We start from the raw sequence: 23,004 nt of genomic DNA on the forward strand, positions 1-23,004 counted from the left end.
GATGGCTACAGCCGCCATGGCTGGCGTCGGTGGAACGCAGGGCAAGGTGACCTGACCAAAGGCTCCGCATCGTGCCGTAGCGTGGGGACAGCAAATTAGAGGGACTTCCCCCGGCGATCCATGCTTGTGGTCTAGTGTTACGCAACGTAGTTCGCTACTGTTGGCGCATGAACACCCATTTCGAATATGGGTGCTACGTAGACGTGTCTCGGACACGTTAACCCCCACGGGTGTCAGCGATGGCGTTCGGTGGGGTTTCCGCTGTTCGGCGCTGATGCGGTATCGCTTGCGGTCGATAAGTCGGCGTGGGGGTTGGGATCGAATGGATGCCCAGCGCGCCGCCGATGGCGCAGCTGACCAGGGCATCGTGTTCAAGTAGGGCGTCAACCACTGCGTGGGGGTCGGTGTGCGGCATGCCGAGGTGTTCGGCGAGCTGCCGGATGGCCTTGGCTTCGTGGATGTAGACAATGCGTGGCCGGGTGGTGCCGGCCGGGACCGCGCTGCGGAAACCGTGACGGCACCGGTAGGCGGCGTGGCTGTTGACCCAGTGCGAGTCGAGGATCCGGCCGCACTCCTGGCAGCGGATCAGTCCGGTGAGTAGGTAGCGTCCGCTCGACCCGTCGGCGGGTGCCGGCAGGGCGTTGGTCTGCTGTGCGGCGACGAAATCGTGTTCGCTGACCAGCGGCGGATGCGCAAGGTCCCGGGAGATGACCCACTGTTGCATCAGGTTCCAGCGGCGTACCTCCGATTGACCGAGCAGGTCATCGGCGGCGTCGAGGGGGCCGCGGTCGGTGTGCTGCCGGTTCCAGACCTGCCGGCCGGTGTAGCGAGGGTTGGCCAGGATCGATGCCACCGTGCGTAGCGTCCATCCGGCGCCGCTGCGGTGCCGGTTTCGGCCGGGGTCGACGCTGGACGGGCAGGGCACGTGCCGGTCGTTGAGGTCGCGGGCGATTCCGGCGACGCTGCGCCCGGTGAGGCGCTGGGCGAACATCCACTGGACATGCGGAGCGGTGGCAGGGTCGGGTTCCAGCCGGTGGGCCACGCGTCCCCACTTGGCGTGGGCCCGGTTCGGGTGCGGTCCTGCCGCGACCAGTCGGTAACCGTACGGTGGTCGGCCGCCGAGGTGGCGGCCTTGCTCGATGACCTGGGCCCGCATGGCGGCCTTGGCGCGGAACCGCGAGCGTTGGACCTCTCGTTTGGAATGCACGCCGAGCAGGGCCAGCAGCGACAGGTGAAGGTCGTTGCTGGCGTCGACCGGGCCGTTGAGCTCGGGCAGCCACAGCTCGACGCCGTAGAGTTTGAACAGCGGCGCGAGGTCGCGGAACTGGTTGCCGTAGAAGGCTCGTTCGAACTCTCCTATTACCACCGCGTCGAATCCGCGGTCGGGGTCGGCGAGGGCTGCCAGCAGTCGCGCGGCTTGCGGGCGGCGCGGCCAGGGCAACTGCCGGGAATGGCCTACGTCGAAGAATTCGGCCACGATGACGCCTCGGCCGTCGATCACGTCTTCGGCGAAGTCGCGCTGCCAGCGCGCCGACGACAGCTGGTCCTGGAATTCCCGGGTCGACATCCGGCCGTAGAACGCGAAGCGGATGCCCAGGGGATGTGGTGTTATCGGGCGCCGCTTCCGTGGGCGGCGTCGCCGGTTCGGCTGCCGTATCCACCAGCCGAGCAGGTCGGGGGCGTCGAGCTTCGCCGAGTCCTGCACCAGGACCTCCCACACTGAGGTTTGCAGTTACTCATCTCGATATTGGTGGACAACGACGCAGGGGTTGGCTGGACTCGGCCCCGCACACAGACCTGTTGGCTCGACTGGTAGGGCAACCGCCGGTCGAGTGGGGCGCGTTCTGTCGATCTCGTAGTGGTTGAAGATCCTTATGATCACCCGTGGCACATGCCCGGTCACGGTCGATCTTGGTCTTGTCCAGGGGAGGACGCGGTCTTCGCCGACCTCTCGGGGAGGCAAGCCGATCGACACCGCCATCGGCCTTGCGTGCGTAGCCCATGAATGTGTGCCTATGCGGTGTCACCGCACGGTGAGCGGAGGCCTTGACGAAATCTTGACGGTACGCCGCATCGGTCGTTGAGACGCCGGTCGGAGCATGAATGGCGTAAGGCACGGAAGCGAGGTAGGGAGACGGCGATGATGGGCTACGGCTGGGGTATGGGGATGGGCGGTTGGATCTTCATGGCCCTGTTCTGGATCGTGGTTGTCGGGCTGATCGTCTGGGGCGTCGGCGTTCTGCTGCCCCGGGGCCGCTCGGAGCAGGGTGGCCGGCCGGAGCGGCCGGAGGAGATCCTCGACCGTCGGTTCGCCCTCGGCGAGATCGACGTCGAGCAGTACCGGCGGGCACGCGAGGACCTGGCGGCGGCCCGTTCGGCCCGGAGGTGAGGACGATGAGGCACAAGCGGGCGGCGCTGGCCGCGGCGATCGTCGCGGCGGTGACAGCGGTGACCACCGGGGCAGCCTGGGCGGCGGCCGATCCATCACCCCCGAACTGGAACATGATGGGCGGCCACTCCGGCCCCGGCATGATGAGCGGCGCAAGCATGATGGGCGGTTCCTACGGCCTGGCCGGTGACGGGCAGCGGGTGGAGTCGCTGGACCAGGCCCGTCAACGCGGGGCCGCGTTCGCCGACCGGCTCGGTCTGCGCGTCGGTGAGACGATGCAGTTCGCCAACGGCTACTACGCGGAACTGACCACAGCAGCGGGGCGCGGTGCCACGGAGGTGCTGATCGATCCGGGCAGTGGTGGGGTCAGCGTCGAGTACGGTCCGGCGATGATGTGGAACACCGGCTACGGGATGCACGCCCGCGCGACGACCGGGGCGGCGCGGGTGTCGGCGGCCGAAGCCACCACCATCGCCCAGCGCTGGCTCGACCGGCAGGGGAGGGGACTGGTTGCCGGCGAGGCCGATGAGTTCCCCGGGTACTACACCCTGCACACGCTGCGGGACGGAAGGCCGGTCGGGATGATGTCGGTGAACGCGTACACCGGCGCGGTGTGGGATCACACGTGGCACGGGACGTTCGTCACCATGAGCGAGGAATAGGTGCCATGCGGGTTGACGGGGTGGAGCCGGGCGCCGGGGGCGCCCGGTTCCGCGCGCTGGTGGTCGACGACGAGCCACCCCTGGTGCAGGTCGTCTCCGGCTACCTGACCCGGGAGGGCTTCGACGTGGTCACCGCCGCAGACGGCAACGCCGCCGTGGAGTCGGCCCGCGACACCGAGCCGGACGTGATCGTGCTGGACCTGATGCTGCCCGGTATCGACGGCGTCGAGGTGTGCCGGCGTGTCCGGGCGTTCAGCGACGCGTACATCATCATGCTCACCGCCAAGAGCGACGAGGTGGACAAGTTGGTGGGGTTGTCGGTCGGGGCCGATGACTACCTGACGAAGCCATTCTCACCCCGGGAGCTGGTCGCCCGGGTGCGCGCCATGCTTCGCCGCCCGCGTACGCCTTCGGCCGTACCGGAGACCCAGGTCCGCCGATTCGGCGACCTGGAGATCGACGTGGCCGGGCGGGAGGTCCGCGTGCGCGGCCAGGATGTTGAGCTGACGCGCACCGAATTCGACCTGCTCGACGCGCTCAGCGCGCAGCCCCGGGTGGCGTTCAGCCGGCGGCAGTTGCTGGACCATGTCTGGGGCGGCGACTGGTACGGCGACGAGCACGTCATCGACGTGCACGTCGGTAACCTGCGTCGCAAGCTCGACGACGACGCCACCCAGCCGCGCTACGTCCGCACCGTCCGTGGCGTCGGCTACCGGATGGGTCCGGGCTGATGCGGCCCGGACTGCGAACCGACCGGCTCTCGACCCGGCTGTTCATCGCGCAGTCGCTGATCGTGGCTGCCGGGGCGGTCACCCTGGTGCTGGTGGCGTTCGCCGTCGCGCCGGCCCTGTTCCGCAGTCACCTGCACCGCATGATGGGCATGTCCGCCGGCATGACCCAGGATCTCGAGTCCGCCCTGATCGCCACGCTGCTCGTCGCGCTCGGTGTGGCGGTTGGCGCCGCTCTGGTGACGTCGTTGGCGGTGAGCTGGTTCATCACGCGGCGGTTGGCCGGTCCGCTGTCCGAACTCTCCGGAGTCGCGACCCGCGTCGCCGACGGTGACTACGACGCGCGGATGCCGCCGAGCCGGCTGGGAGCGGAGCTCGCCGCGGTGGATGACGCGTTCAACCGGATGGCCGCCACGCTGCAGAACACCGAACGGCGCCGGCTGGAGCTGCTCGCCGACCTCGCACACGAGCTGCGTACCCCGATCGCCACCGTCGACAGCTTCCTCGAGGGCATCGAGGACGGTGTCATCCCCGCCATCCCGGATACGTGGCGGACGCTTCGCGATCAGACCAGGCGGCTGGACCGCCTGGCCGATGATATCCACGGCCTCTCGCGGGCGGAGGAACGCCGGGCCGACCTGCGGGTCGAGCCGCTGGACGTCGACGTGGTCGTTGACGAGGCGGTTCGCGCCGCAGCCGCCGGTTACGCAGACAAGGGCGTCGTCCTCGAACACCGGGCCGGTCCCGCGCCGGCGCGGGCGCTCGCCGACCCCGACCGGCTGCGCGAGATCCTCGACAACCTGCTCGGCAACGCGCTCCGCCACACTCCCACCGGCGGAAGCGTCACGATCACCACCAGCTCCAGCGCCAGAGAGGCGGCCATCGCGGTCGCCGACACCGGCGAGGGCATCGCCGCCGAGCACCTGCCACACGTGTTCGATCGGTTCTACCGGGCCGACCCGGCCCGCAGCCGGACTACCGGGGGTAGCGGCATCGGGCTGACCATCGCCCGCGCCCTGGCCCAGGCCCACAGCGGCCGGCTCTCGGCCGCCAGCGCCGGCATCGGAGCCGGTGCCACCTTCACCCTCACCCTGCCCGCAATGCCGGCCCGCTGAGTTGCCGGCACGCAGGCGGGGGAAGCATGTGACGTGCGCCCGATCACACGTACGCGGGGATGCGGTCGGGTGCGTCTCCCACGCGACCGACGCCCCGCCCCTACTGAAGCCCGGGCCCGTTCTTCAGCGAATCTTCATGGTCTTCGGACGGGTCTTCCGCCGACTTCGCGTCATTGTTGGTGGGGGCGGAAGGTCACCCTGAACCCTGCCAGGACAGGGGCCCTCGGCCAGCAAGTTGATCAACGATGAGAAGGTGGACGCAGCCGATGAGCAGGACGTCGCAGCCGACGCGACCGAGCAGCAGATCCGGCTCCGCGCGTAAGGCGCAAGCCGGCGAGCCGCAGTCCGGGCCGACCCGGAAGATCGTCGTGACGGCGCTGGCCGCGCTGGCCGTCCTCTCCGCCGTGGTGGTGTTCGTCCTGCGGGACCAGGGCTCCTCGGCTGACCACGGCGCGGCGGGTACCGGGCACGACGGGTTCGGGCACGTGCACGGGGTTGCGACCGACCCGGGCAGCGGGGCCCTGTACGTCGCCACCCACGTCGGGCTGTTCCGCGTCGACGACGCGCACACCGCCGTGCGGGTATCGAAGGACGCCCTGGACCTGATGGGCTTCACCGTGGTCGGCCCCGGGCATTTCCTGGCCTCCGGCCACTCCGAGGACGGCCCGGCCAACGTAGGTCTGATCGAGTCGACCGACGGTGGGGTGACCTGGCGGGCGAAGTCGCTTTCCGGCGCGGCGGACTTCCACGGGCTGCAGGCCGCCCACGGCTCGGTGTACGGCTACAACTCCACGGATGGTGCGTTCATGGTGAGCGTCGACCAGCGGACCTGGGAGCAGCGGTCCCGGGTGGCGATGGGGGAGTTCGCGGTCAGCCCGACCGATGCGCAGAGCATCCTCGCGGTGGGGCGCGACGGGCTGCAGCGCTCCACCGACGGCGGCCGGAGCTGGCAGACGGTCGCGGGCGCTCCCGCTGTCGGCCTACTCGCCTGGGACCGCACCGGCGTGTGGGGGGTGGCCCAGGACGGAGCGATCTGGTCCTCGACCGATGGCGGGCAGCAGTGGCAGCGCCGCGGAGCGGTGCCGGGGCAGCCGCACAGCATCGCCACCGACAAGGGCACGCTCTTCGCCGCGCTCGCCGGTGACCGGGTCGTCGCCACCACCGACGCGGGCGCCACCTGGACCGACCGGTACGTGCCGCAGTGAGGTCGCCGGGCCGCTACCGTGGCCACAGCGGGTGCTCGCTGGCACTCAGGGTCCGGCGACGGCCGGCAGGTCGGTACGCCGGCAGAGTTGGTGCAGGTCACCTATCTTCGCCACCATGAGTGACGACGAGAAGCAGCGCCGCGTCTGGGACCGGCACGCCGCCGGCTACGACCGGCAGATGGCCTTCATCGAACGCCGCTTCCTGCGCGACACCCGGGAGTGGATCTGCCGGCAGGCCACCGGCGCCACCCTCGAGGTCGCCATCGGCACGGGGCGAAATCTGCCCTACTACCCGGACAGCGTACGGATCACCGGGGTCGAGTTGAGCCCGAGGATGTTGGAGATTGCGGGCCGGCGGGCCACCGAACTGGGCCGGGAGGTCGACCTGCGGCCCGGTACCGCCCACGACTTGGACTTTCCCGATGCCACCTTCGACACCGTCGTCTGCACCCTCTCACTCTGCGCCATCCCGGACGACCACCGCGCGGTCGAGGAGATGATCCGGGTCCTGCGCCCCGGCGGTCTGCTCCTGCTGGCCGACCATGTGGTCGGCGCCAATCGTCCCGTTCGGGCGATTCAACGCCTCATCGAACTGGTCAGCGTTCCGGCGGCCGGTGAGCATTTCCGGCGGCGTCCCATCCGTGACGTGGCCGCGGCCGGTCTGCACATCGAGCAGCATCAGCGCTTCGCCGCTGGTGTGATCGAACGCCTCGCAGCCAGTAAGCCGGCCGGCACGTGAGGGAGATTCCCGCCCTGCCCAACTTGTCCGTCGAGGGGTTCCGCCCTGACCAGCAAGGGTGCCAGCGGCGGCCTCAGCCGGTCAGGGAGATCGACACCTGCTGGCCTCCGCCGATGGTCTGCGGCGGCTGTCTCGCCACGTGAACGGTGACCGGTGCCGCGTTGCAGGGTGAGGCGATGAGGGCGAGGGCGCTGCCGGTGGCCGTGACGTGCAGCTGGTGGCCGCGGTAGGTGATCAGGGTGTGCAGCCGGGTGATCTCGTGCGGTAGGCGGGGGTTGAACCAGAGGGCGTCCTGCCGGGTCTCGATTCCCAGGTAGCAGCGTTCGGCCAGGTCGAGGGTTCCGGCCATGGCGCCGAGGTGGATGCCCTCCCGGGTGGTGCCGCCCTGGGTGTCGCGGATGTCGGCGGCCAACGCGTCGGTGAAGTTTCCGAAGGAGGCGGTCCGGTTGGTGCGGGCCTGCACCCAGGCGTGCACCACCCTGCTCAACGTCGATCCGTGGCTCGCCCGGTGCAGGTAGAAGCCGGCGGTGCGGGGCAGGGCCTCCGGTGGCCAGTGGTACCCCAGGCCGGCGAGCAGCTCGCGCAGTTCCTCGGCGGAGAGCAGGTAGAGCAGCATGAGCACGTCCGCCTGCTTGCCGATGCGGTAGCGGTTGGGGGAGTCCCCTTCGGCGGCGAGGATGAGGTCGAGCCGGCCGATGTTCCCGTACCGGCGGCGGTAGGCGTCGAGGTCGAGTTCCGCGAGGTCGGCGTAGCCGTCGAACTGGCTGATGATCCGGTCGTCGTGCCACGGCACGTACATCCTGGTGGTGATCTCGGCCCACCGCGCCAGCTCGCCGTCGTCGATGCCGAGCCGGTCGGGCAGGCTCGTGCCGTCTCGGCAGGCCAGCAGGTCGACCACCGCGAGGGCCTGGCGTAGCAGCCACACCGTCATCACGTTGGTGTAGGCGTTGTTGTCCAGGCCGGGTGCCTCGCGGTCGGGGTAGCCGTCGTGGAACTCGTCCGGGCCCATCACGCCGGTGATCTCGTACCGTCCGGTGCGCGGGTTGCGCCGCGCCAGGTCGGCGAAGAACCGGGCCGTCTCCAGGATCAGCTCCCCGCCATGCGTACGCAGGAAGTCCAGGTCCCCGGTGGCCTGGTGGTACTGCCACACCGAGTACGCGACCGCCAGGCCGACGTGCCGTTGCCGCGCCGACCGGTCCCGCATCCACCGGCCGGTACGGGTGTTGAACAGCTCCCTCGGCGTCTCCTCCCGGCCGTCGCTGCCGGACTGCCACGGGAACATCGCCCCCCGGCAGCCGATCGCGGCCGCGGCCCGCCGCGCGGCGTCGAGGCGACGCCACCGGTAGAGCAGCAGCGCGCGGCTGGCCTCGGGCAGGTGCAGCGCCAGCACCCGGTGGACGAAAACCTCGTCCCAGAAGACGTGACCCCGGTACCCCTCGCCGTGCAGGCCGCGCGCACCGACGCCGGCGTCGAGGTCGGTGACGTTCGGCGAGGTGGCGACCAGCAGGTGGAAGGTGTGCAGGTTGAGCTCCAGCGATGGCCAGGGATGGTCCGTGTGCAGCTCGATGTGGCTGCGTTCCCACAGCCGCCGCCACGCGCGGACCTGCTCACCGAGCAGTTCGGCGAAGGAGCCGGCCCGGGCCGCCGCGTCCCGGGACGCGGCGGCAGGTTCCGTGACCGCCCGGTCCTGGGAGGTGTGGTGGGCGGCGATCTTCTCCACGCGCAGCGGCTGGCCCGCGCGCACCGCGACCGTCCAGGTCTCCTGCGGACGACCGGGCAGCATGTCCACGCGCCGTTGTGCGTCCACGCGGACGCCGGCTTGGAACAGCCGGGTACGCACGGCGGTCGCGACCTCGACCCGGGACTGGGTCGTGCTGACCCGCAGCCACAGTCCGTCGTCGCCGTCTCGTCCCTGCCCGTCCGGGCGCAGGTGCCGGCCGGCCAGCGGCCCGTACTCGGCGACCTGCCGGTTGGCGACCCGACCGTCGATGCCCGAGCGCACCTGCAGCGTGCCCGACCAATTCTCCGGCACCAGCGTGGTCTCCAACGCGGACAGGTGCGGCGTCGCCATCGAGACGAGCATGCGCGACACCATGGTGGTGGCTCGGCCCGAACCGTCGACATGCCGGTAGCGGCGGTGCAGCACCCCGGCTCGCAGGTCGAGCGTCTGCCGGTGCTCGCTGACGCCGCGCGCGTCCGGTCTCACCCACCGCTCTCCGGGCCGTCGCCAGCGCAGCGTCAGCCAGTTCGGCAGGTTGACCAGGCTCTCGTCCTCATGGACGTGCTCATGCAGTCGCGTCCGCAGCCGGTTGAAGATCGCAGCGGCGTAGGTGCCCGGGTAGTGGCTGCGGCCGGCATCGGCCTCCGGTGCCGCGCCGCGGGTGGCCAGGTAGCCGTTGCCGATCGTGCACAGCGTCTCGCGGATCCCCTCCGTCGCGAGGTCGACGCCGGTGTAGTCGAGAAGCCAGCCGGCGTGCTCGGCGCCGGCCGTCGACGCCGGCTGCCACCATCGGCGTCGCATCGCCTGTTCGTCGACCGTCACGTACGCCAGACCGCGCAGCACCGGTTCCGCGCCGTGCGCCCGCAGTTCGGCCGCTGCCCAGGCCCCGCCGTACGCGATACCCACGACCAGCCCGAACCCGCCGCGACAGGCGGCCTGCACCCCCGCCGGCGCGCAATGCACCACCGCGGTTCGCGCCGGATGCACCCCGAGCAGCCTTGCCGCCTGCAGCAGGACCGCCGGGTCCGGCAGCCGCGCCGTAACCTCCTGGCCGTCTAGCACGAGGTCGGTCAGCTGGTCGATGCCGAATCCGTTGCCAGGCCGGCCGATGACTCCGGACGTCAGCCCCGACCGGCGCAGCGACCCGAGCAGGCTCTGCGCCTCCGCGACCATCACCGCAGTCGGCGGCCCCCAGGTGGCCGGTGGGTTGTGCTCCGACACCGCTGCCAGGTCGAACAGGACCGCGTCGAGACGTTCGAGGGGCAGGCGAAACCTGTCAGCACCGCAGCTGTCTCGCGCGTCGATGCCACTGTCGCCGCAAGTAGTCACCACCCGCCTCCACGAGCCTTCGGGTGAGGAGGCCCGCCCGGCAGGAGCCGCAGACCTTCCAGCGAGACCCTATCCGTGGCCAGGCCAGCCAGCGGCGGAATCGCTGAGATCCCACCGGCGCGCCGTCGCACCCGCGATGGTGAAGACCTGGGGCGTCGGCGCAGCGCCGCCCCAGCCGCTGATGTGCCGGGGCGGTGAGCGTGGCACCCGGCGGCCGCAGACAGGTTTCGGGAGGCGAGGCAGGTGCACCACGGCGGCGGGCAGCCCGGCCATGCCTGCGGCGGCGCCGGGACGCACCCGCAGCACGACAAGCACGCCGGCCACACCCCCGAGATGTTCCGCAGCCGGTTCTGGGTGTGTCTGGCGCTGACCATCCCGGTCGTCCTCACCAGCCGTCTAATCATGGACTGGCTGGGTTACTCGCTGGACTTCCCCGGTGTTTTGTGGGTTGGTCCGGTGCTCGGGTCGGTGGTGTTCTTCTACGGCGGTTGGCCGTTCCTCGTCGGCGCGGTCCGCGAGGTCCGCGACCGCGCCCCCGGCATGATGCTGCTGATCGGGATGGCCATCACCGTGGCGTACGTCGCCTCCGCGGCGACGAGTGTCGGCCTGTTCCGCCTGGACTTCTGGTGGGAGCTCGCCGCCCTGGTCACGATCATGCTGTTCGGCCACTGGCAGGAGATGAAAGCCATCGGCCAAGCCCGGGGGGCCCTGGCCGCGCTGGCCGCCCTGCTGCCCGATGAGGCCGAGCGGGTCGGCCCGGGCGGAGCCGTCGAGCGGGTGGCGGCGGCCGAGTTGCGGGTCGGCGACAGGGCGCTGGTCCGCCCCGGTGGACGCGTGCCCGCTGACGGGCACGTCGTCGAGGGCGGCGCCGAGCTGGACGAATCGATGATCACCGGCGAGTCGCGGCCGGTCCCACGTCGGGTGGGGGACCGGGTGGTCGCCGGCACCGTGGCCACCGACTCGGCGATCCGCGTCCAGGTCGACGCGGTGGGGGAGGACACCGCCCTGGCCGGCATCCAACGGCTGGTCGCGCAGGCGCAGGCAGCCGGTGGGCGGGCGCAGGCGCTGGCCGACCGGTTCGCCGCGTGGCTGTTCTACATCGCCACCGCCACCGCGCTGCTCAGCCTGATCGTCTGGTCCGCGCTCGGCCGGGTCGACCAGGCCGTCGTCCGTACCATCACCGTGCTGGTGATCTCCTGCCCACACGCCCTCGGCCTGGCGATCCCACTGGTCATCGCCCTGTCGACCAGCGTGGCGGCCAACTCCGGGATCCTGGTCAAGGACCGTCTCGCCCTGGAACGGATGCGCACCGTCGACGCGGTCCTGATCGACAAGACCGGCACCCTGACCAAAGGCCAGCACACCGTCACCGGCGTCGCCGCCGCCGACGGCACCAACGAGGACGAGGTGCTGCGCCTGGCCGCCGGAGTTGAGGCCGACAGCGAGCATCCCCTCGCCCGGGCCATCGTCGCCGCCGCCCAACGAGTCGGACCGGCAAGCGGCTCGGAGTTCCGGTCGCTGCCCGGCCGCGGGGTGCAGGCCACCGTGGCCGGGGCGGCATACGCGGTGGGCGGCCCGGCCCTGCTGCGGGAACTGCACGCCGACGTCCCTGCCGAACTGCGCCAGGCCGAGCAGGCGTGGTCGGCGCGCGGCGCCGCCGTGCTCTACCTGGCCCGCCTCGACGGCCCGCCCCAGCTGCTCGGCGCGCTGGCGCTCGAGGACGAGGTACGCCCGGAGGCCCGACAGGCCATCGCCGAGCTGCGCCAACTCGGAATTCGGAAGATCGCGATGATCACCGGTGACGCCCGCCCGGTCGCCGACGCGGTCGCCGCCGATCTCGGTTTCCGTCCCGGCGAGGACGAGGTCTTCGCCGAGGTGCTACCCGCCGACAAGGACGAGATCGTCGCCGGCCTGCAACAGCGCGGCCACCGGGTGGCGATGGTCGGCGACGGCGTCAACGACGCCCCCGCCCTCGCCCGCGCGGACGTCGGACTGGCCATCGGCGCCGGCACCGACGTGGCCATCGAATCCGTCGGCGTCGTCCTCGCCTCCTCCGACCCGCGTGGCATCTCCGCCACCGCCCGCCTGTCCAAGGCGTCCTACCGCAAAATGGTCCAGAACCTCGTCTGGGCCGCCGGCTACAACGTGGTGGCCATCCCCGTCGCCGCGGGCGTCTTCGCTTGGGCCGGTGTGGCACTCAGCCCGGCCGCCGCCGCCGTGCTCATGTCCGCCTCGACCATCGTCGTCGCCCTCAACGCCCAGACGCTGCGCTGGGTGCACCTCACACCACAGGACCACTGAAGACGCATGTCAGTCCTGTCAGTCGCTGGCGCTGGCAACGGTCGCCCCGCTGACCGTCACGGCGCGGTAGGGACGCGTCCGGGGGAGGTTGAGGGCCCAACCGGACCTCGGTCGTCCTCAGTGCCGACCCAGTCAGTAGCGGTCCTTGAGGATCTTCTTCATCTGTGTGATCTCTTCCTCCTGTGACTTCACGATCTGGTCGCAGAGCTCGATGATCTCGGGGTCGGTGATATCTGATTCCTGGCAGACCAGCACGGCCCGGGAGTGGTGCGGGATCATCGACTTCAAGAAGCCCTCGTTACCCACGAACGGCTCGGTGCGCACGGCAGCGAATCCGCCGATGAAGACAGCAGCGAACGCGATGTACAGCATGATGTTGAGACGCTTGTTGGTGAACATGCTGCTCATGACGCCCATCATGATCACGCCCATGATCGACACCATGATCAGTGACATGTAGAAGTTGCTCAGGTTGAGGTAGAAGTCGCCGAAGCGGCGGATCTGCGACAGGGTCAGGACGAACATGACGACCAGACTCACCGCCAGGACGACACCGAACCGAACATAGTTCTGCTTCATCGCTCCTCCGGAGTGGACAGCGTGGTGAGCATCGGGCAAGGGCCCTCAGTACCCGGGTAGACCAGATCCAACCGACGCAACTCTCACCACGCTTCGTCGAGGCGTCCCACCAGCGGATGACATCTTCTGGGTGAGGACGCATCGGGCGGGCATGGGTCCTAACGTGCGGGGGTGGACAGCGTTCACCTGCCCCGCCGGCTGCTGCTCGCCGGACTCGGCTCAGCTGCAGTGGCAGCCGTTGCCGGCTGCGAGTCGCACCGCGCCACATCCTCGACGCCCCGGCCAACGAGCAGCCCACGGCCGACCGGCGCATCGCGCGGAGCCGGGGCGGCGCTGCGGCGAAAGATCGCCAGCCTGCTCGTGGTCGGCTTTCGCGGCGCCCAAGCCCCGAACTGGATCATCAAGGCGGTGCGGGACGGTCTGGGCGGTGTGATCCTCTTCGACCAGGACCTGGAGAGCAAGTCGGTGCGTAACATCCGCTCGCCCGAGCAGGTTACGGGCCTGGTGAATACCCTGAAAAGCGCCTCGCCCGGCCGGCTCATCGTCTCCATCGACCAGGAAGGTGGCCGTACCGCCCGCCTCAACCCGAGCAACGGCTTCCCGGCGACCAGGTCGGAGGCCGAGATCGGCGCGGAGAACTCCACGTCGGCGACCGGCGACTGGGCGCGAGGACTGGTGGCGGGGCTGACGCGGATCGGGGTCAACCTGAACTACGCCCCGGTCGTCGACCTGAACATCAACCCCGACAGCAGGGCTATCGGCAAGCTGGGTCGCAGCTTCTCGGCCGACCCGGACGTGGTCGTCAGCAACGCCACGGAGGAGATCCAGGCGCACCGGGCGGCTGGTGTGAAAACCTGCCTGAAGCATTTTCCCGGATCGGGTAGCGCCGCCGGAAACACCGATTTCGAGGTCGTCGACGTCAGCGACACCTGGCAGGTAAAGGAACTCGAACCGTTCCAACGGCTGATCCAGGCCGGCCTCGCCGACTCCGTCATGGCCGCCCACGTGCTGAACAAGCAGCTCGACCCGGCGTACCCGGCGTCGCTGTCAGCCGCGACCGTGACCGATCTGCTGCGCGGCCGGCTCGGCTGGCGCGGGCCGGTGGTCAGCGACGACATGCAGGCGGTCGCCATCACCGACCGGTACGGTGCCGCCGAGGCGGTCGCCCTGGCGTTGCAGGCCGGCCTCGACCTGCTCGTCTTCGCCAACCAGCAGGTACACAACGAGAGAGTCGTCGAGGAAACAGTCGACACGATCACCAATCTCGTCCGGGCCGGGCGCATCACCGAGGACCGCATCGACCAGTCCGTCGCGCGAGTGGATTCCCTCCGCCCGAAACGCTGACCGAGGTGCTCCGGGCACGCTCCAACCCGTGTGCGTGCTCGCGGCACAACATGCGTCGGCTACTACCTCATGATAGTAGAAGTGGGTGAGGAGACGGCTGGATCGGCAGACGCCGGACCCGACGATGGGCTTGTCACGTGCCGGGTGAGGGTCCGGTAAGGCAGGGCACCCTCTGATTTCGGCCCAAGATCTCGCACAGTGCCTGACGGCGAGCGGCGAAGGGAGACAGCACCGGCCGGCGGGGCCCCGGATGGCCGAGCGCTCGGTGAGCAGCTTGGGAGTCAGCAGCGCGGAGGGAAGCGGAATGTACGCAGGGGCAGCGAGCATGGCCTTGGTGGCCGCGCTCATTGTCGGCGGTCTGTACCTGGCCCACCGGGCTTTGGCGATCGCTGCCTCACCGCTGGGGAGCGTGCCCTTCCAGTCCGGGTGGCAGCCTGAGGAGCACGCGTTGTCGCGCTACCACGTTCGGTGGTACCTGGCCACGCTGCTCTTTCTCGCGTTCGACGTGGAGATGCTGTTCATGTACCCGTGGTCGGTGGTCGTCGCCCGGCTCGGGGCCACAGCGATCGTCGAGATGTTCGTCTTCCTCGGGGGAGTCTTCCTTGCGGTGCTGTGGGCCTGGCGGGAAGGCGCGCTGCGATGGGTCTGAGCGACGCGGTGAGTCGGCTCGCCGTCCGGCACGCGCACGTGCTTGTAGCAGAGGCGCCGGGGCACTGGGTGACCCGGGCCGCGGTCGAGCGCCACGTCCTGGCGCGCGGCTGGCGGCTGGCTTTGTCCCCGGCAGAGGCCGACATCCTGGCCGTCTGCGGCCCACCGCCCTCGCAGCTGGCGGAGCCGCTGCACCGGCTGTGGGAGCAGATGCCCGGCCCGCGGGCTCGCATCGATGTCGAATCCCCGCATGCCGTCCCGCCCGCCCTCGTCCTAGCGCAGGAAGATCTGCTCGACCTCAACCGGCAGCGGACCGACAGCCAGGACCGGTCATCCGGCCACACCGCGATCGGCCATGCCCACACCGGCGACCAGCTGCCCCACGAACGGCACGCGCCACAGGAGCACGCCGACCACACCCCGGAGCGCCGCCATGGCGGCGGACAGCAGGACGAGGCGGCCCATGAGCCGCACGCCGACCACGGCAACGGCGCCGACTCCGCGGGAAGCCAGGAACGTCCACACCGCGCAGCGCCGGCGCATGAGGGGCACGGCCACGTCGGCCACGAGGAACCGCCACGCGGCGGCGGTGAGCACGCCGACGACGACGGCGGCCAGGGGCATGGCGATCACGGCCACACCGAGCATGGCGACCACGACCAGAAGGCGGCCCGTGGGCAGGCGGGTCATGGTGGTGGTGCGGCGCACCCCGGGCACGAGGACCTGCCCTCTGAGGGCCACGGCGACATGAGCCATGCCGGGCACGCCGCCCACGCCGATTCTGAAGACGTCCATCACAAGGGGATGGGGCAGTCTTCCCACGGCGCAATGACGCACGAGGGCCACGGCGGAATGGAGCATGGCGGCATGGCCCACGGCGGCATGGAGCACGGGGGTATGGACATGGCCCCCGGCGGTATCCCGCTCGCCTCCGGCGGTGAGGACCGCGACGGCTTGGAGATGGACTTCCTGCACCTGCGACTTGGCCCGGTCCTGGCGTACTGGCCGGCGGGCCTCGTCCTGCGGTGCACCCTTCAGGGTGATGTCATCGTCGATGCGGAGACCAGCCTCGTCACCGCGACCGATCCCGCCGCCGAGCCGGAGCGCCGGTACGCGCCGGAGGACCTGCGCCGGTTCGCCGCCAGACGCTGCGACAACGCCGCCAGCCTCCTGGGCCTCGCCGGCTGGGGTGATGCCGCCTCCCGCGCTCGGCGTATCCGTGACGCCCTGCTGTTCACCGATGACCGTGACGGGCCAGCAGGGGAACTCGAACGGCTGCGCCGCGTGGTCGGCCGGTCGTGGTGGCTGCGGCGCTCACTGCACCGCATCGGGCCACTGGATGCGGACGACCTCGCCCGCCGGGGTCTGCCGGCCACCATGGCAGGCGACGTGCGTGACCGGCTGCTGGCCATGCTCAATCACGCGGCGAACAGTATCGGCGGCCAGCGGCCCGCTGGCTCGTCGCTCGGCGTACCCGTCGACGCGATCCCTGATCTCGTACGCGGGTGGGACCTCGCCACCGCCCGCCTCATCGTCGCCAGCCTCGACCTCGACCCCCTCGTCACGGACCGCGAGGTGAGTCATGCCTGACGTCACCGTGCTCCCCGCCGGCTGGGCGCTGGCCGCCGCAGCACTGCTCGGACTGTTGGCGGCCGCGGCCGCCGCCTTTGACGGGTTCCTGGCCTCATGGGCATCCGGCGCAAGCTCCTCAGGGCTGAGTCAGCCGTTCGGTGAGGTGGCCCGGCTGATGCGCCAGCGGCGGCGGACCACGGTAGCGGGGGACAGCCTGCTGTGGCGTATCGGCGGGGCGGGACTGCTGTTCATGGCGTTGATGATCATCACGGTGGTGCCGCTGGGGCGGTGGACGCTGTTCAACCTCGATGTGGGGGTGATCTGGTTCAACGCCATGGACGTTCTGGCGTGGGCGTTCGTGTGGCTGACCGGCTGGGGTGCCAACTCGGCCCACTCCCTGATCGGCGGTTACCGGTTCCTCGCCCACGGCCTGGCCTACGAACTGCCGCTGATGTTCGCGCTCGTGGCACCCGCAGTAGGTGCGTCGAGCCTGAACGTCGGGACGATCGCCGCCGCCCAGCAGGGCCTCTGGTTCGTCGTCTGGATGCCGGTGGCCTTCCTCGTCTTCTGCCTGGGCGTCCTCGCGATCGCCGTCTGGGGACCCTTCTCCCCGGCCCTCGGCGCCGACGTGGCCGGCGGTGTGACCGCCGAACTGTCCGGCGTCGACCGGCTGCTGTTTCAGGGTGGCCGGTACGCGCTGCTCGCCGCCGGGGCCGCGTTCGCGGTGCCGATGTTCCTCGGCGGCGGCGCCGGCCCGCTGCTGCCCGACTGGGCCTGGGTGCTGATCAAGACCCTTGCCCTGCTGGCCGCATTGGTGTGGCTGCGCCGCCGCCTGCCCGCGGTACGACCGGACGTGTTCATGGAGGTCGGGTGGATCGTGCTGCTGCCCGCGGTGCTGCTGCAGGACCTGGTCGTCGCGGTCGTCGCCGTAGGGAGGGGCTGAGGTGGTCACCCACGTCGTGTTCTGGGCCCTGGCGGTTGTCGCCGTGCTCGCCGGCGCTGCGGTGTTCGTCGTCGACTCGATGGCCCGCGCCAGCTACGCGCTCGCCGTGTCGTTCATCGCCGTCGGTCTGCAGGTGCTGCTGATGCAGCAGAACTACGTCGGGGTGGTGACGATCCTGATGATGGTCATGGAGATGGCCGTCATGGCGGTCTACATGGTCATGTTCATGGGCATGAACCCGGCGCTGATGCCGATGAGCATGGTCCACGACAACCGGCACGCCCTGGCGGTGTCCATCGGCGTGTTCGTCCTGCTGGCCGCCGGGGTGCTGCTCGTGCCGTGGCCCACGCGGCGCGGTGCCCCGCCCGTCGACGTCACCGAGGCGTTGGGGGAGGAATTGATGGGTCCGAAGATGCTGGTCATGACCGGCGTTGGGGCGGTCATGGCGGTGACCATCGTCGCCGGCGTGGTCCTCGCCGCCCACCGGACCCGCTACGACCGGTTCGGCGACGACCTGCGCCGGCGACCGGCCGACGACCCGCAGCCCGGAGGGGTCGGCCGATGACCCTGCAGACCGTGCTGCTCGTCGCGGCCGCGCTGTTCAGCGTCGGCCTCTACGGCGCCCTGTCCCAGCAGGTCGTCGTCATGGTGATGATGGGGCTGGAGCTGATGCTCAACGGTCTCATCCTGGCCGGCGCCGGATTCTGGTGGTTCCTCGCCCCGCACCCGTCCGGGCAGGTCCTGCTGCTGGTCATCATCACGGCGATGACCGTCGAGATGGCGATGGGCTTCGCCGTGGCCACCCACCTGCACCGGGTACGCCGCACCGACATGACCGACATGGCCGCGGACCTGTCCCGATGAACGGGCTTGCGCAGGCGGCGCTCTGGTCACTGGTGGCCCTACCGGCTGGCGTCGGCGCGTTGCTCGCGTTCGACCGGCGGGCTGACCGGCTCGCGGCACCCGTCGCGCTCACCGTTGCCACCGGGTCGGTGGCCCTGTCGGCGGTGGTCGGGGTGGCCCGGCCGCGGGTGGCGGCGCCGTTCCTCGCCGGCACCGAGTTCGCGCTCGCCGTCGACGGGCTCGCCGCCCTGGTGCTGCCGATGTTGACGGTGGTCACCCTGCTCGTGCTACTCGCCGCAGCAGGGGAGATCCGCCGCTCCCGGGCCCGCTTCCACGGCCTGATGCTGCTCTTCGCCGCCTCCGTCGCGCTCACCGCCACCGCGGCGACGCTGCCCACCCTGCTGTTCGCCTGGGAGATCATGGGCGCCGCCTCGTACGCCCTGATTGGGTTCTGGTGGCGCGACTCCGACCGGGTGTCCGCAGGCCTGACCGCGTTCGTCACCACGCGCGCCGCCGACCTGGGCCTCTACCTCGCCGCCGGCGCGGCCCTCGCGGGCGGCGCCGGTCTGGCGTTGCGCGATTTGCCCGACAGCAGCCCCGGCTGGCGGCACCTCATCGCCGCCGGGATGCTCATCGCCGCGCTGGGCAAGGCCGCGCAACTGCCCTTCTCGTTCTGGCTTTCTCGGGCGATGGCCGGCCCGAGCCCGGTCAGCGCGCTGCTGCACTCCGCGGCCATGGTCGCCATGGGCGGTTACCTGCTGCTGCGCGTCGAGCCGCTGCTGGCCACGACCGGGTGGGCGGGCCCGGCCACCATGTGGGCCGGAGCGGTGACGGCGCTCCTGCTGGGGGCGGTGGCGGTCGCCCAGCGGGACCTCAAGCAACTCCTCGCCGCCTCCACCTCCGCCCAGCTTGGTTTCGTGGTGCTAGCCGCCGGGGCCGGCGGGATCGCGGGCGGCGCGACGCACCTGATCGCGCACGCCGCCACCAAGGCCTTGCTCTTCCTCGCGGCCGGAGCTTGGCTGACGGCGCTGGGCACCAAGCAGCTCGCCGGGCTGCGCGGGGTCGTCGCTCGGTGGCCGTGGGTCGGGTGGACGGCAACCGTCGGTGCGCTCGCGCTCGCGGGGATGGCGCCGCTGTCGCTGTGGGCGACCAAGGACGAGGTCCTCGCGGCGGCCCTCGAGCAGTCGCCGTGGCTCTACGCGGTGGGGTTGGCCGCGTCGGCGCTCTCCGCCGCCTACGCGGGGAAGGTGCTGGTGGTCATCTGGCGGCGGGTCCCCCCCGACCAGCAGGCCGACGTCGACGCCCACCGGGACGAGGAGGAGACGGCCACCAGGCGGGTCGGCGTCCTACAGCAGGCGCCGCTGGTCGCGCTCGCGATCGGTGCGGGGTTCGCTGGCCTGCTGGCTCTGCCACCGGTCGGCGCCACGGTCGCGCGGACCGTCGGGCAGCCGGAGAAGTTCCACGTGTCGCTGCCGGAGCTTGGGGTGTCGGCGGTGATCGCACTGGTCGTCGTCCTGGCGGTCGCCCGCCGCCCGATCCCCGAGCCGCGCTGGGCGCTGCACTGGCTCGGGCTGGAGCCCGCAGCACGAGTCCTGGTCGTCCGACCGACGCTGCGCTGCGCCGAGGCGTTGGCCCGTTTCGACGACCGGGTCTTGGACCGGGCCGCGGTAGCCCTGGCGCGCACGGTGCTGAGCCTGTCCCGCCGGGCCGGCTCGTTCGACGACCGGGTCCTCGACCGGGGCGTCGAATTCGCCTCGGCCCGGACGCTACGGATGGCCGCTCGGGCCGGCCGGGCCGACGACCGGTGGCTCGACGGGGCGGTGGAGGCGTTCGCCGCCGGGATGCGCCGGCTCGGGCAGTTCGCGCGCCGGCCGCAGACCGGACAGCTCTACCAGTACTACCTACAGGCCGTCGTGGTGCTCCTCGTCGGTGTCGTCGTCCTCGTGGTGTTGGGGTGAACCCGTGCTCAGCGTGATTGTCTTCCTTCCCCTGTTCGCAGCGGTGGCACTGGTCGCGCTGCCGCGGCTGGGAGACACCGCGGCGCGCTGGACCTGGATCGCCGTGACCGCCGTCGATCTCGCGTTGATCGCCGTCGTCTGGTGGCGTTACCACACCCCGCCGACCGGTGAGCTCGCCTTCGCCGAGCGGGCGGCGTGGATTCCCGGCGTGAACAGCAGCTACCACATCGGTGTGGACGGGCTCTCGCTGCCGCTGGTGGTGATGACCGCCGTGATCTTCCTGGCCTGCGCGGTGTACGCACTGCACGAGCGACACCGGCCCCGAGGGCAGGCGGCGCTGTTTCTGTTCCTGCAGAGCGTCAGCCTCGGTCTGTTCGTCGCCGCCGACCTGGTCCTGTTCTTCGTCTTCTTCGATCTGTCCATCGTCGGCATGTACTTTGTCATCGCCGGCTGGGGCCATGGCAACTGGGCACACTCGGCGCTGAAGTTCTTCCTCTACACCTTCCTCGGCTCCCTCGCGTTGCTGGTTGGGTTCATCGGCCTGTACGTCGCTGCCGCCCCGCACACGTTCGACATGCCGGAACTCGTCGCCACGCCGCCGTTGCAGGGCCGGCCGGTCGCGGGTGGGCTGGTGCTGGCGGCGATCCTGCTCGGTCTGGCGGTGAAGACGCCGACCGTGCCCTTCCACACCTGGCTGCCGCCGGCACACACCGACGCACCGGCCGTCGGCTCGGCGGTCCTCGCCGGGGTGCTGCTGAAGATGGGCACCTACGGCTTCGTCCGCATCGCCATGCCGATGCTCCCGCAGGCGTGGAGGGCGTGGGCCTGGGTGGTCGTCGTCGTCGGCGTCGTGTCGGTGCTCTACGGGGCGCTCGTCGCGCTGGCCCAGTCCAACGTCAAACGCATGATCGCGTACACGTCGGTCAACCACATGGGCTACATCGTCCTCGCCGTCGGCGTGGCCGGCCTGGTCGCCGCCGACACCGCCCAGGCTCGCGGCGTGGCGGTCGTCGGGGCGGTCACCCAGATGGTCAGCCACGGCCTGATCACCGCGGCGCTGTTCCTGCTCGCCGGCGTCCTGCGGGACCGCGCCGGCACCTACGACATGCGTGACTTCGGCGGGCTCGGCGCGCCCGCGCCGACCTTCGCCGCGCTGTTCGCCGTGGGTGCGTTCGCCTCCCTCGGCCTGCCCGCCTTCTCCGGCTTCATCGCCGAGTTCCAGATCTTCACCGGCAGCGTCGCCGCGGCACCGGTCACCGCCGTCGCCGTGCTCGGCATCCTGATCACCGCGGCGCTGTTCCTCCGCGCGCTGCAACGCGTCTTCACCGGCGACACCACCGGCAGGTCCATCGGGTTCACCGACCTGCGCGCCCGCGAACTCTGGTCGGTCGGGCCGCTGCTGCTGCTGTCCCTGCTGATTGGGGTGCTGCCGCGCCCGCTGCTCGACGTCATCGAACCGGCAGCCCACGCCGTCGTCGGCCTGCTCGGGCGGTGACCGGTGGAAACGGAGATGATGCGACCGCTGCTGCTGGTCCCCGAGATGCTGCTCGCCGGCGGCGCCCTCGCCGCTCTGATCGGCGGTTCCTTCGTCCCCCGCCACCGGCAGTGGATCATCCGGATCTTCACCGCCGTCGTGCTCGTCGCCACGATCGTCGTCGCCGCGATCCAGTTGGGCGAGCCGGCGACGAGCGCCTTTGACAACTCGTTCGCCGTCGACACGGCCACCGGGATCGCCCGCATCCTCGCGGCGTCCGGCACCCTGCTCATCCTGGCGATCGCGGCCGACGAGATCTCCGGTACCGCGCGGGAGAGCGAAACCTACAGCCTGCTCCTGTTCTCCACCGCCGGCGCGGTGCTGCTGGCCGGGGCGAACGACCTGCTCGCCCTCGCCGTCGGGTTCCTGCTCGCCAGCATCCCGCTCTACGCGCTGATCGGTCTTGCCCACACCGCTGCCGGCGCCGAAGCCGCGCTGAAGACGTACCTGTTGGGAGCCTTGTTCGGGATCCTGCTCCTGCTGGGCGTCACCGTGCTGACCGGCCTGTCCGGCACCACCACCTATCCCGAACTTTCGCAGCGCCTGCCGGACATGCCCCGCGGGGCGGTCGCGGTCGCTGCGGTGGCTCTCCTCGCAGGGCTGATGTTCAAGGCCGGCGGCGTACCCGCGCATTTCTGGGTGCCCGACGCCGCGCAGGGCACCTCCGCCACCGCGGCGACGTTCCTGACCACCGTTCCGAAGATCGGCGCGCTGATCGCCGTCTTCCGACTCGCCGGCGTCCTTCCCACCTCCGTGTCCTGGGCGGTCGCGGTGGCTGTCGTGGCAGCCGTCAGCATGACCCTGGGAAACCTGGCCGCCTACTGGCAATCGGACCCACGCCGGCTGCTCGGCTGGTCCACCGTCAGCCAGGTCGGGTTCCTGCTCGTGCCCATCGTGGCCATTGGACGAAGCGACCTGGCACTGCCGTCGCTGCTGCTGTACCTGGCCGGCTACACGGTGACGAACATCGCCGCGTTCGCGGTCACCGCCGCCCTTCCGGAGCACCGCGACCTCACCGACTTCCGGGGCCTGGCCTACCGGCGGCCGGGGCTCGCCGCGGCCCTGCTGGTCGCCCTCCTCGGCCTGGTGGGCACCCCGCCGACGGCGGTGTTCGTCGGCAAGCTCACCACCGCGACCGCCGCCTGGGACGGCGAGTACGCCTGGCTCGCCGTCGTCGTGTTCGTCAACAGTGTGCTCAGCCTCTTCTACTACCTGCGCTGGATCGTTCCCGTGTACCGAGAGCCCGGCGACTCGGCGGTGACCTCCGAGGCCGTCCTGCGGCGCGTCACGGCGCGGACGGCCATCCTCGCGTCGGCCGTCAGCCTGGCGCTGGGGCTGGTGGCCGGACCGCTCTGGTACGTGGTCAGCCGCTAGCCCTCGGTGACACTTTGGCTG

19 protein-coding genes are annotated in these 23,004 nt (G+C 70.8%); 16 read left to right on the forward strand and 3 right to left on the reverse strand.

Features of this window, described 5'->3' with window-relative positions:
- Positions 1-217: 217 nt before the first annotated feature.
- The gene (locus FHX31_RS08760) at positions 218-1,705 is read right to left on the reverse strand and encodes a recombinase family protein (RefSeq protein ID WP_083395384.1); all 1,488 of its coding nucleotides are present in this window, start codon (positions 1,703-1,705) and stop codon (positions 218-220) included.
- 435 nt (positions 1,706-2,140) lie between these two features.
- On the opposite strand from FHX31_RS08760, the gene FHX31_RS08765 reads away from it, so the two are divergent.
- The 6 genes from FHX31_RS08765 to FHX31_RS08790 all read left to right on the forward strand — a co-directional run bounded on the left by FHX31_RS08765 (position 2,141) and on the right by FHX31_RS08790 (position 6,838).
- Complete coding sequence (locus FHX31_RS08765) at positions 2,141-2,389, forward strand: SHOCT domain-containing protein (RefSeq protein WP_030271497.1); 249 nt, start codon at positions 2,141-2,143, stop codon at positions 2,387-2,389.
- A gap of 5 nt (positions 2,390-2,394) precedes the next feature.
- Positions 2,395-3,051, forward strand: a complete 657-nt coding sequence (locus FHX31_RS08770) for a hypothetical protein (protein ID WP_198039661.1) — start codon at positions 2,395-2,397, stop codon at positions 3,049-3,051.
- Between the two features lie 5 nt (positions 3,052-3,056).
- Positions 3,057-3,782: a response regulator transcription factor gene (locus tag FHX31_RS08775; RefSeq protein WP_047890774.1), complete on the forward strand. Its 726-nt coding sequence runs from the start codon at positions 3,057-3,059 to the stop codon at positions 3,780-3,782.
- On the forward strand, positions 3,782-4,894 hold the full coding sequence (locus FHX31_RS08780; protein ID WP_036310736.1) for a sensor histidine kinase: 1,113 nt from the start codon (positions 3,782-3,784) through the stop codon (positions 4,892-4,894). The genes FHX31_RS08775 and FHX31_RS08780 overlap by 1 nt, the downstream gene beginning before the upstream one ends.
- Positions 4,895-5,160: 266 nt before the next feature.
- Entirely contained in the window at positions 5,161-6,099 is a 939-nt protein-coding gene (locus FHX31_RS08785) for a F510_1955 family glycosylhydrolase (protein WP_030271505.1), read from the forward strand.
- Positions 6,100-6,214: 115 nt separating this feature from the next.
- A complete protein-coding gene (locus tag FHX31_RS08790) occupies positions 6,215-6,838 on the forward strand; it encodes a class I SAM-dependent methyltransferase (RefSeq protein WP_030271507.1) in 624 nt (207 codons plus the stop codon).
- Between the two features lie 73 nt (positions 6,839-6,911).
- Here FHX31_RS08790 and FHX31_RS08795 read toward each other — a convergent pair whose 3' ends face one another.
- The gene (locus tag FHX31_RS08795) at positions 6,912-9,779 is read right to left on the reverse strand and encodes a glycosyl hydrolase family 65 domain-containing protein (protein ID WP_052166169.1); all 2,868 of its coding nucleotides are present in this window, start codon (positions 9,777-9,779) and stop codon (positions 6,912-6,914) included.
- 351 nt (positions 9,780-10,130) lie between these two features.
- On the opposite strand from FHX31_RS08795, the gene FHX31_RS08800 reads away from it, so the two are divergent.
- Entirely contained in the window at positions 10,131-12,188 is a 2,058-nt protein-coding gene (locus FHX31_RS08800; protein ID WP_013476056.1) for a heavy metal translocating P-type ATPase, read from the forward strand.
- Positions 12,189-12,320: 132 nt separating this feature from the next.
- Here FHX31_RS08800 and FHX31_RS08805 read toward each other — a convergent pair whose 3' ends face one another.
- Positions 12,321-12,767, reverse strand: a complete 447-nt coding sequence (locus tag FHX31_RS08805) for a DUF305 domain-containing protein (protein WP_013476057.1) — start codon at positions 12,765-12,767, stop codon at positions 12,321-12,323.
- 171 nt (positions 12,768-12,938) lie between these two features.
- Here FHX31_RS08805 and FHX31_RS08810 point away from each other — a divergent pair, with 171 nt between their 5' ends.
- From FHX31_RS08810 to FHX31_RS08850, 9 genes are all read left to right on the forward strand, one after another.
- A complete protein-coding gene (locus FHX31_RS08810; protein ID WP_225319486.1) occupies positions 12,939-14,111 on the forward strand; it encodes a glycoside hydrolase family 3 N-terminal domain-containing protein in 1,173 nt (390 codons plus the stop codon).
- A 325-nt stretch (positions 14,112-14,436) separates the two neighbouring features.
- Complete coding sequence (locus tag FHX31_RS08815; protein ID WP_176739798.1) at positions 14,437-14,760, forward strand: NADH-quinone oxidoreductase subunit A; 324 nt, start codon at positions 14,437-14,439, stop codon at positions 14,758-14,760.
- Complete coding sequence (locus FHX31_RS08820; protein WP_013476060.1) at positions 14,751-16,349, forward strand: hypothetical protein; 1,599 nt, start codon at positions 14,751-14,753, stop codon at positions 16,347-16,349. Before FHX31_RS08815 ends, FHX31_RS08820 begins: the two co-directional genes overlap by 10 nt.
- The gene (locus tag FHX31_RS08825) at positions 16,342-17,274 is read left to right on the forward strand and encodes a complex I subunit 1 family protein (protein WP_013476061.1); all 933 of its coding nucleotides are present in this window, start codon (positions 16,342-16,344) and stop codon (positions 17,272-17,274) included. Before FHX31_RS08820 ends, FHX31_RS08825 begins: the two co-directional genes overlap by 8 nt.
- Position 17,275: 1 nt before the next feature.
- Complete coding sequence (locus FHX31_RS08830) at positions 17,276-17,839, forward strand: NADH-quinone oxidoreductase subunit J (protein WP_013476062.1); 564 nt, start codon at positions 17,276-17,278, stop codon at positions 17,837-17,839.
- Entirely contained in the window at positions 17,836-18,138 is a 303-nt protein-coding gene (locus FHX31_RS08835; protein ID WP_013476063.1) for an NADH-quinone oxidoreductase subunit NuoK, read from the forward strand. Before FHX31_RS08830 ends, FHX31_RS08835 begins: the two co-directional genes overlap by 4 nt.
- Positions 18,135-20,075 (forward strand): proton-conducting transporter transmembrane domain-containing protein, encoded by a 1,941-nt coding sequence (locus FHX31_RS08840; RefSeq protein ID WP_013476064.1) that lies wholly within the window; start codon positions 18,135-18,137, stop codon positions 20,073-20,075. Before FHX31_RS08835 ends, FHX31_RS08840 begins: the two co-directional genes overlap by 4 nt.
- Before the next feature lie 4 nt (positions 20,076-20,079).
- Positions 20,080-21,570 carry a complex I subunit 4 family protein gene (locus tag FHX31_RS08845; protein WP_071098619.1) on the forward strand — a complete coding sequence of 497 codons (1,491 nt, stop codon included), beginning with the start codon at positions 20,080-20,082 and terminating at the stop codon, positions 21,568-21,570.
- Between the two features lie 3 nt (positions 21,571-21,573).
- Entirely contained in the window at positions 21,574-22,983 is a 1,410-nt protein-coding gene (locus FHX31_RS08850; RefSeq protein WP_030271518.1) for an NADH-quinone oxidoreductase subunit N, read from the forward strand.
- Positions 22,984-23,004 lie beyond the last annotated feature (21 nt).

The sequence above is a fragment of the Micromonospora sp. CNZ286 genome, assembly GCF_014207755.1.

Coding starts and splice junctions, on each gene's coding strand:
- FHX31_RS08825 (WP_013476061.1), top strand. CDS start 16,342: ATGCCTGACGTCACCGTGCTCCCCGCCGGCTGGGCGCTGGCCGCCGCA.
- FHX31_RS08820 (WP_013476060.1), top strand. CDS start 14,751: ATGGGTCTGAGCGACGCGGTGAGTCGGCTCGCCGTCCGGCACGCGCAC.
- FHX31_RS08775 (WP_047890774.1), top strand. CDS start 3,057: ATGCGGGTTGACGGGGTGGAGCCGGGCGCCGGGGGCGCCCGGTTCCGC.
- FHX31_RS08785 (WP_030271505.1), top strand. CDS start 5,161: ATGAGCAGGACGTCGCAGCCGACGCGACCGAGCAGCAGATCCGGCTCC.
- FHX31_RS08805 (WP_013476057.1), bottom strand. CDS start 12,767: ATGAAGCAGAACTATGTTCGGTTCGGTGTCGTCCTGGCGGTGAGTCTG.
- FHX31_RS08790 (WP_030271507.1), top strand. CDS start 6,215: ATGAGTGACGACGAGAAGCAGCGCCGCGTCTGGGACCGGCACGCCGCC.
- FHX31_RS08835 (WP_013476063.1), top strand. CDS start 17,836: ATGACCCTGCAGACCGTGCTGCTCGTCGCGGCCGCGCTGTTCAGCGTC.
- FHX31_RS08780 (WP_036310736.1), top strand. CDS start 3,782: ATGCGGCCCGGACTGCGAACCGACCGGCTCTCGACCCGGCTGTTCATC.
- FHX31_RS08815 (WP_176739798.1), top strand. CDS start 14,437: ATGGCCTTGGTGGCCGCGCTCATTGTCGGCGGTCTGTACCTGGCCCAC.
- FHX31_RS08840 (WP_013476064.1), top strand. CDS start 18,135: ATGAACGGGCTTGCGCAGGCGGCGCTCTGGTCACTGGTGGCCCTACCG.
- FHX31_RS08770 (WP_198039661.1), top strand. CDS start 2,395: ATGAGGCACAAGCGGGCGGCGCTGGCCGCGGCGATCGTCGCGGCGGTG.
- FHX31_RS08765 (WP_030271497.1), top strand. CDS start 2,141: ATGATGGGCTACGGCTGGGGTATGGGGATGGGCGGTTGGATCTTCATG.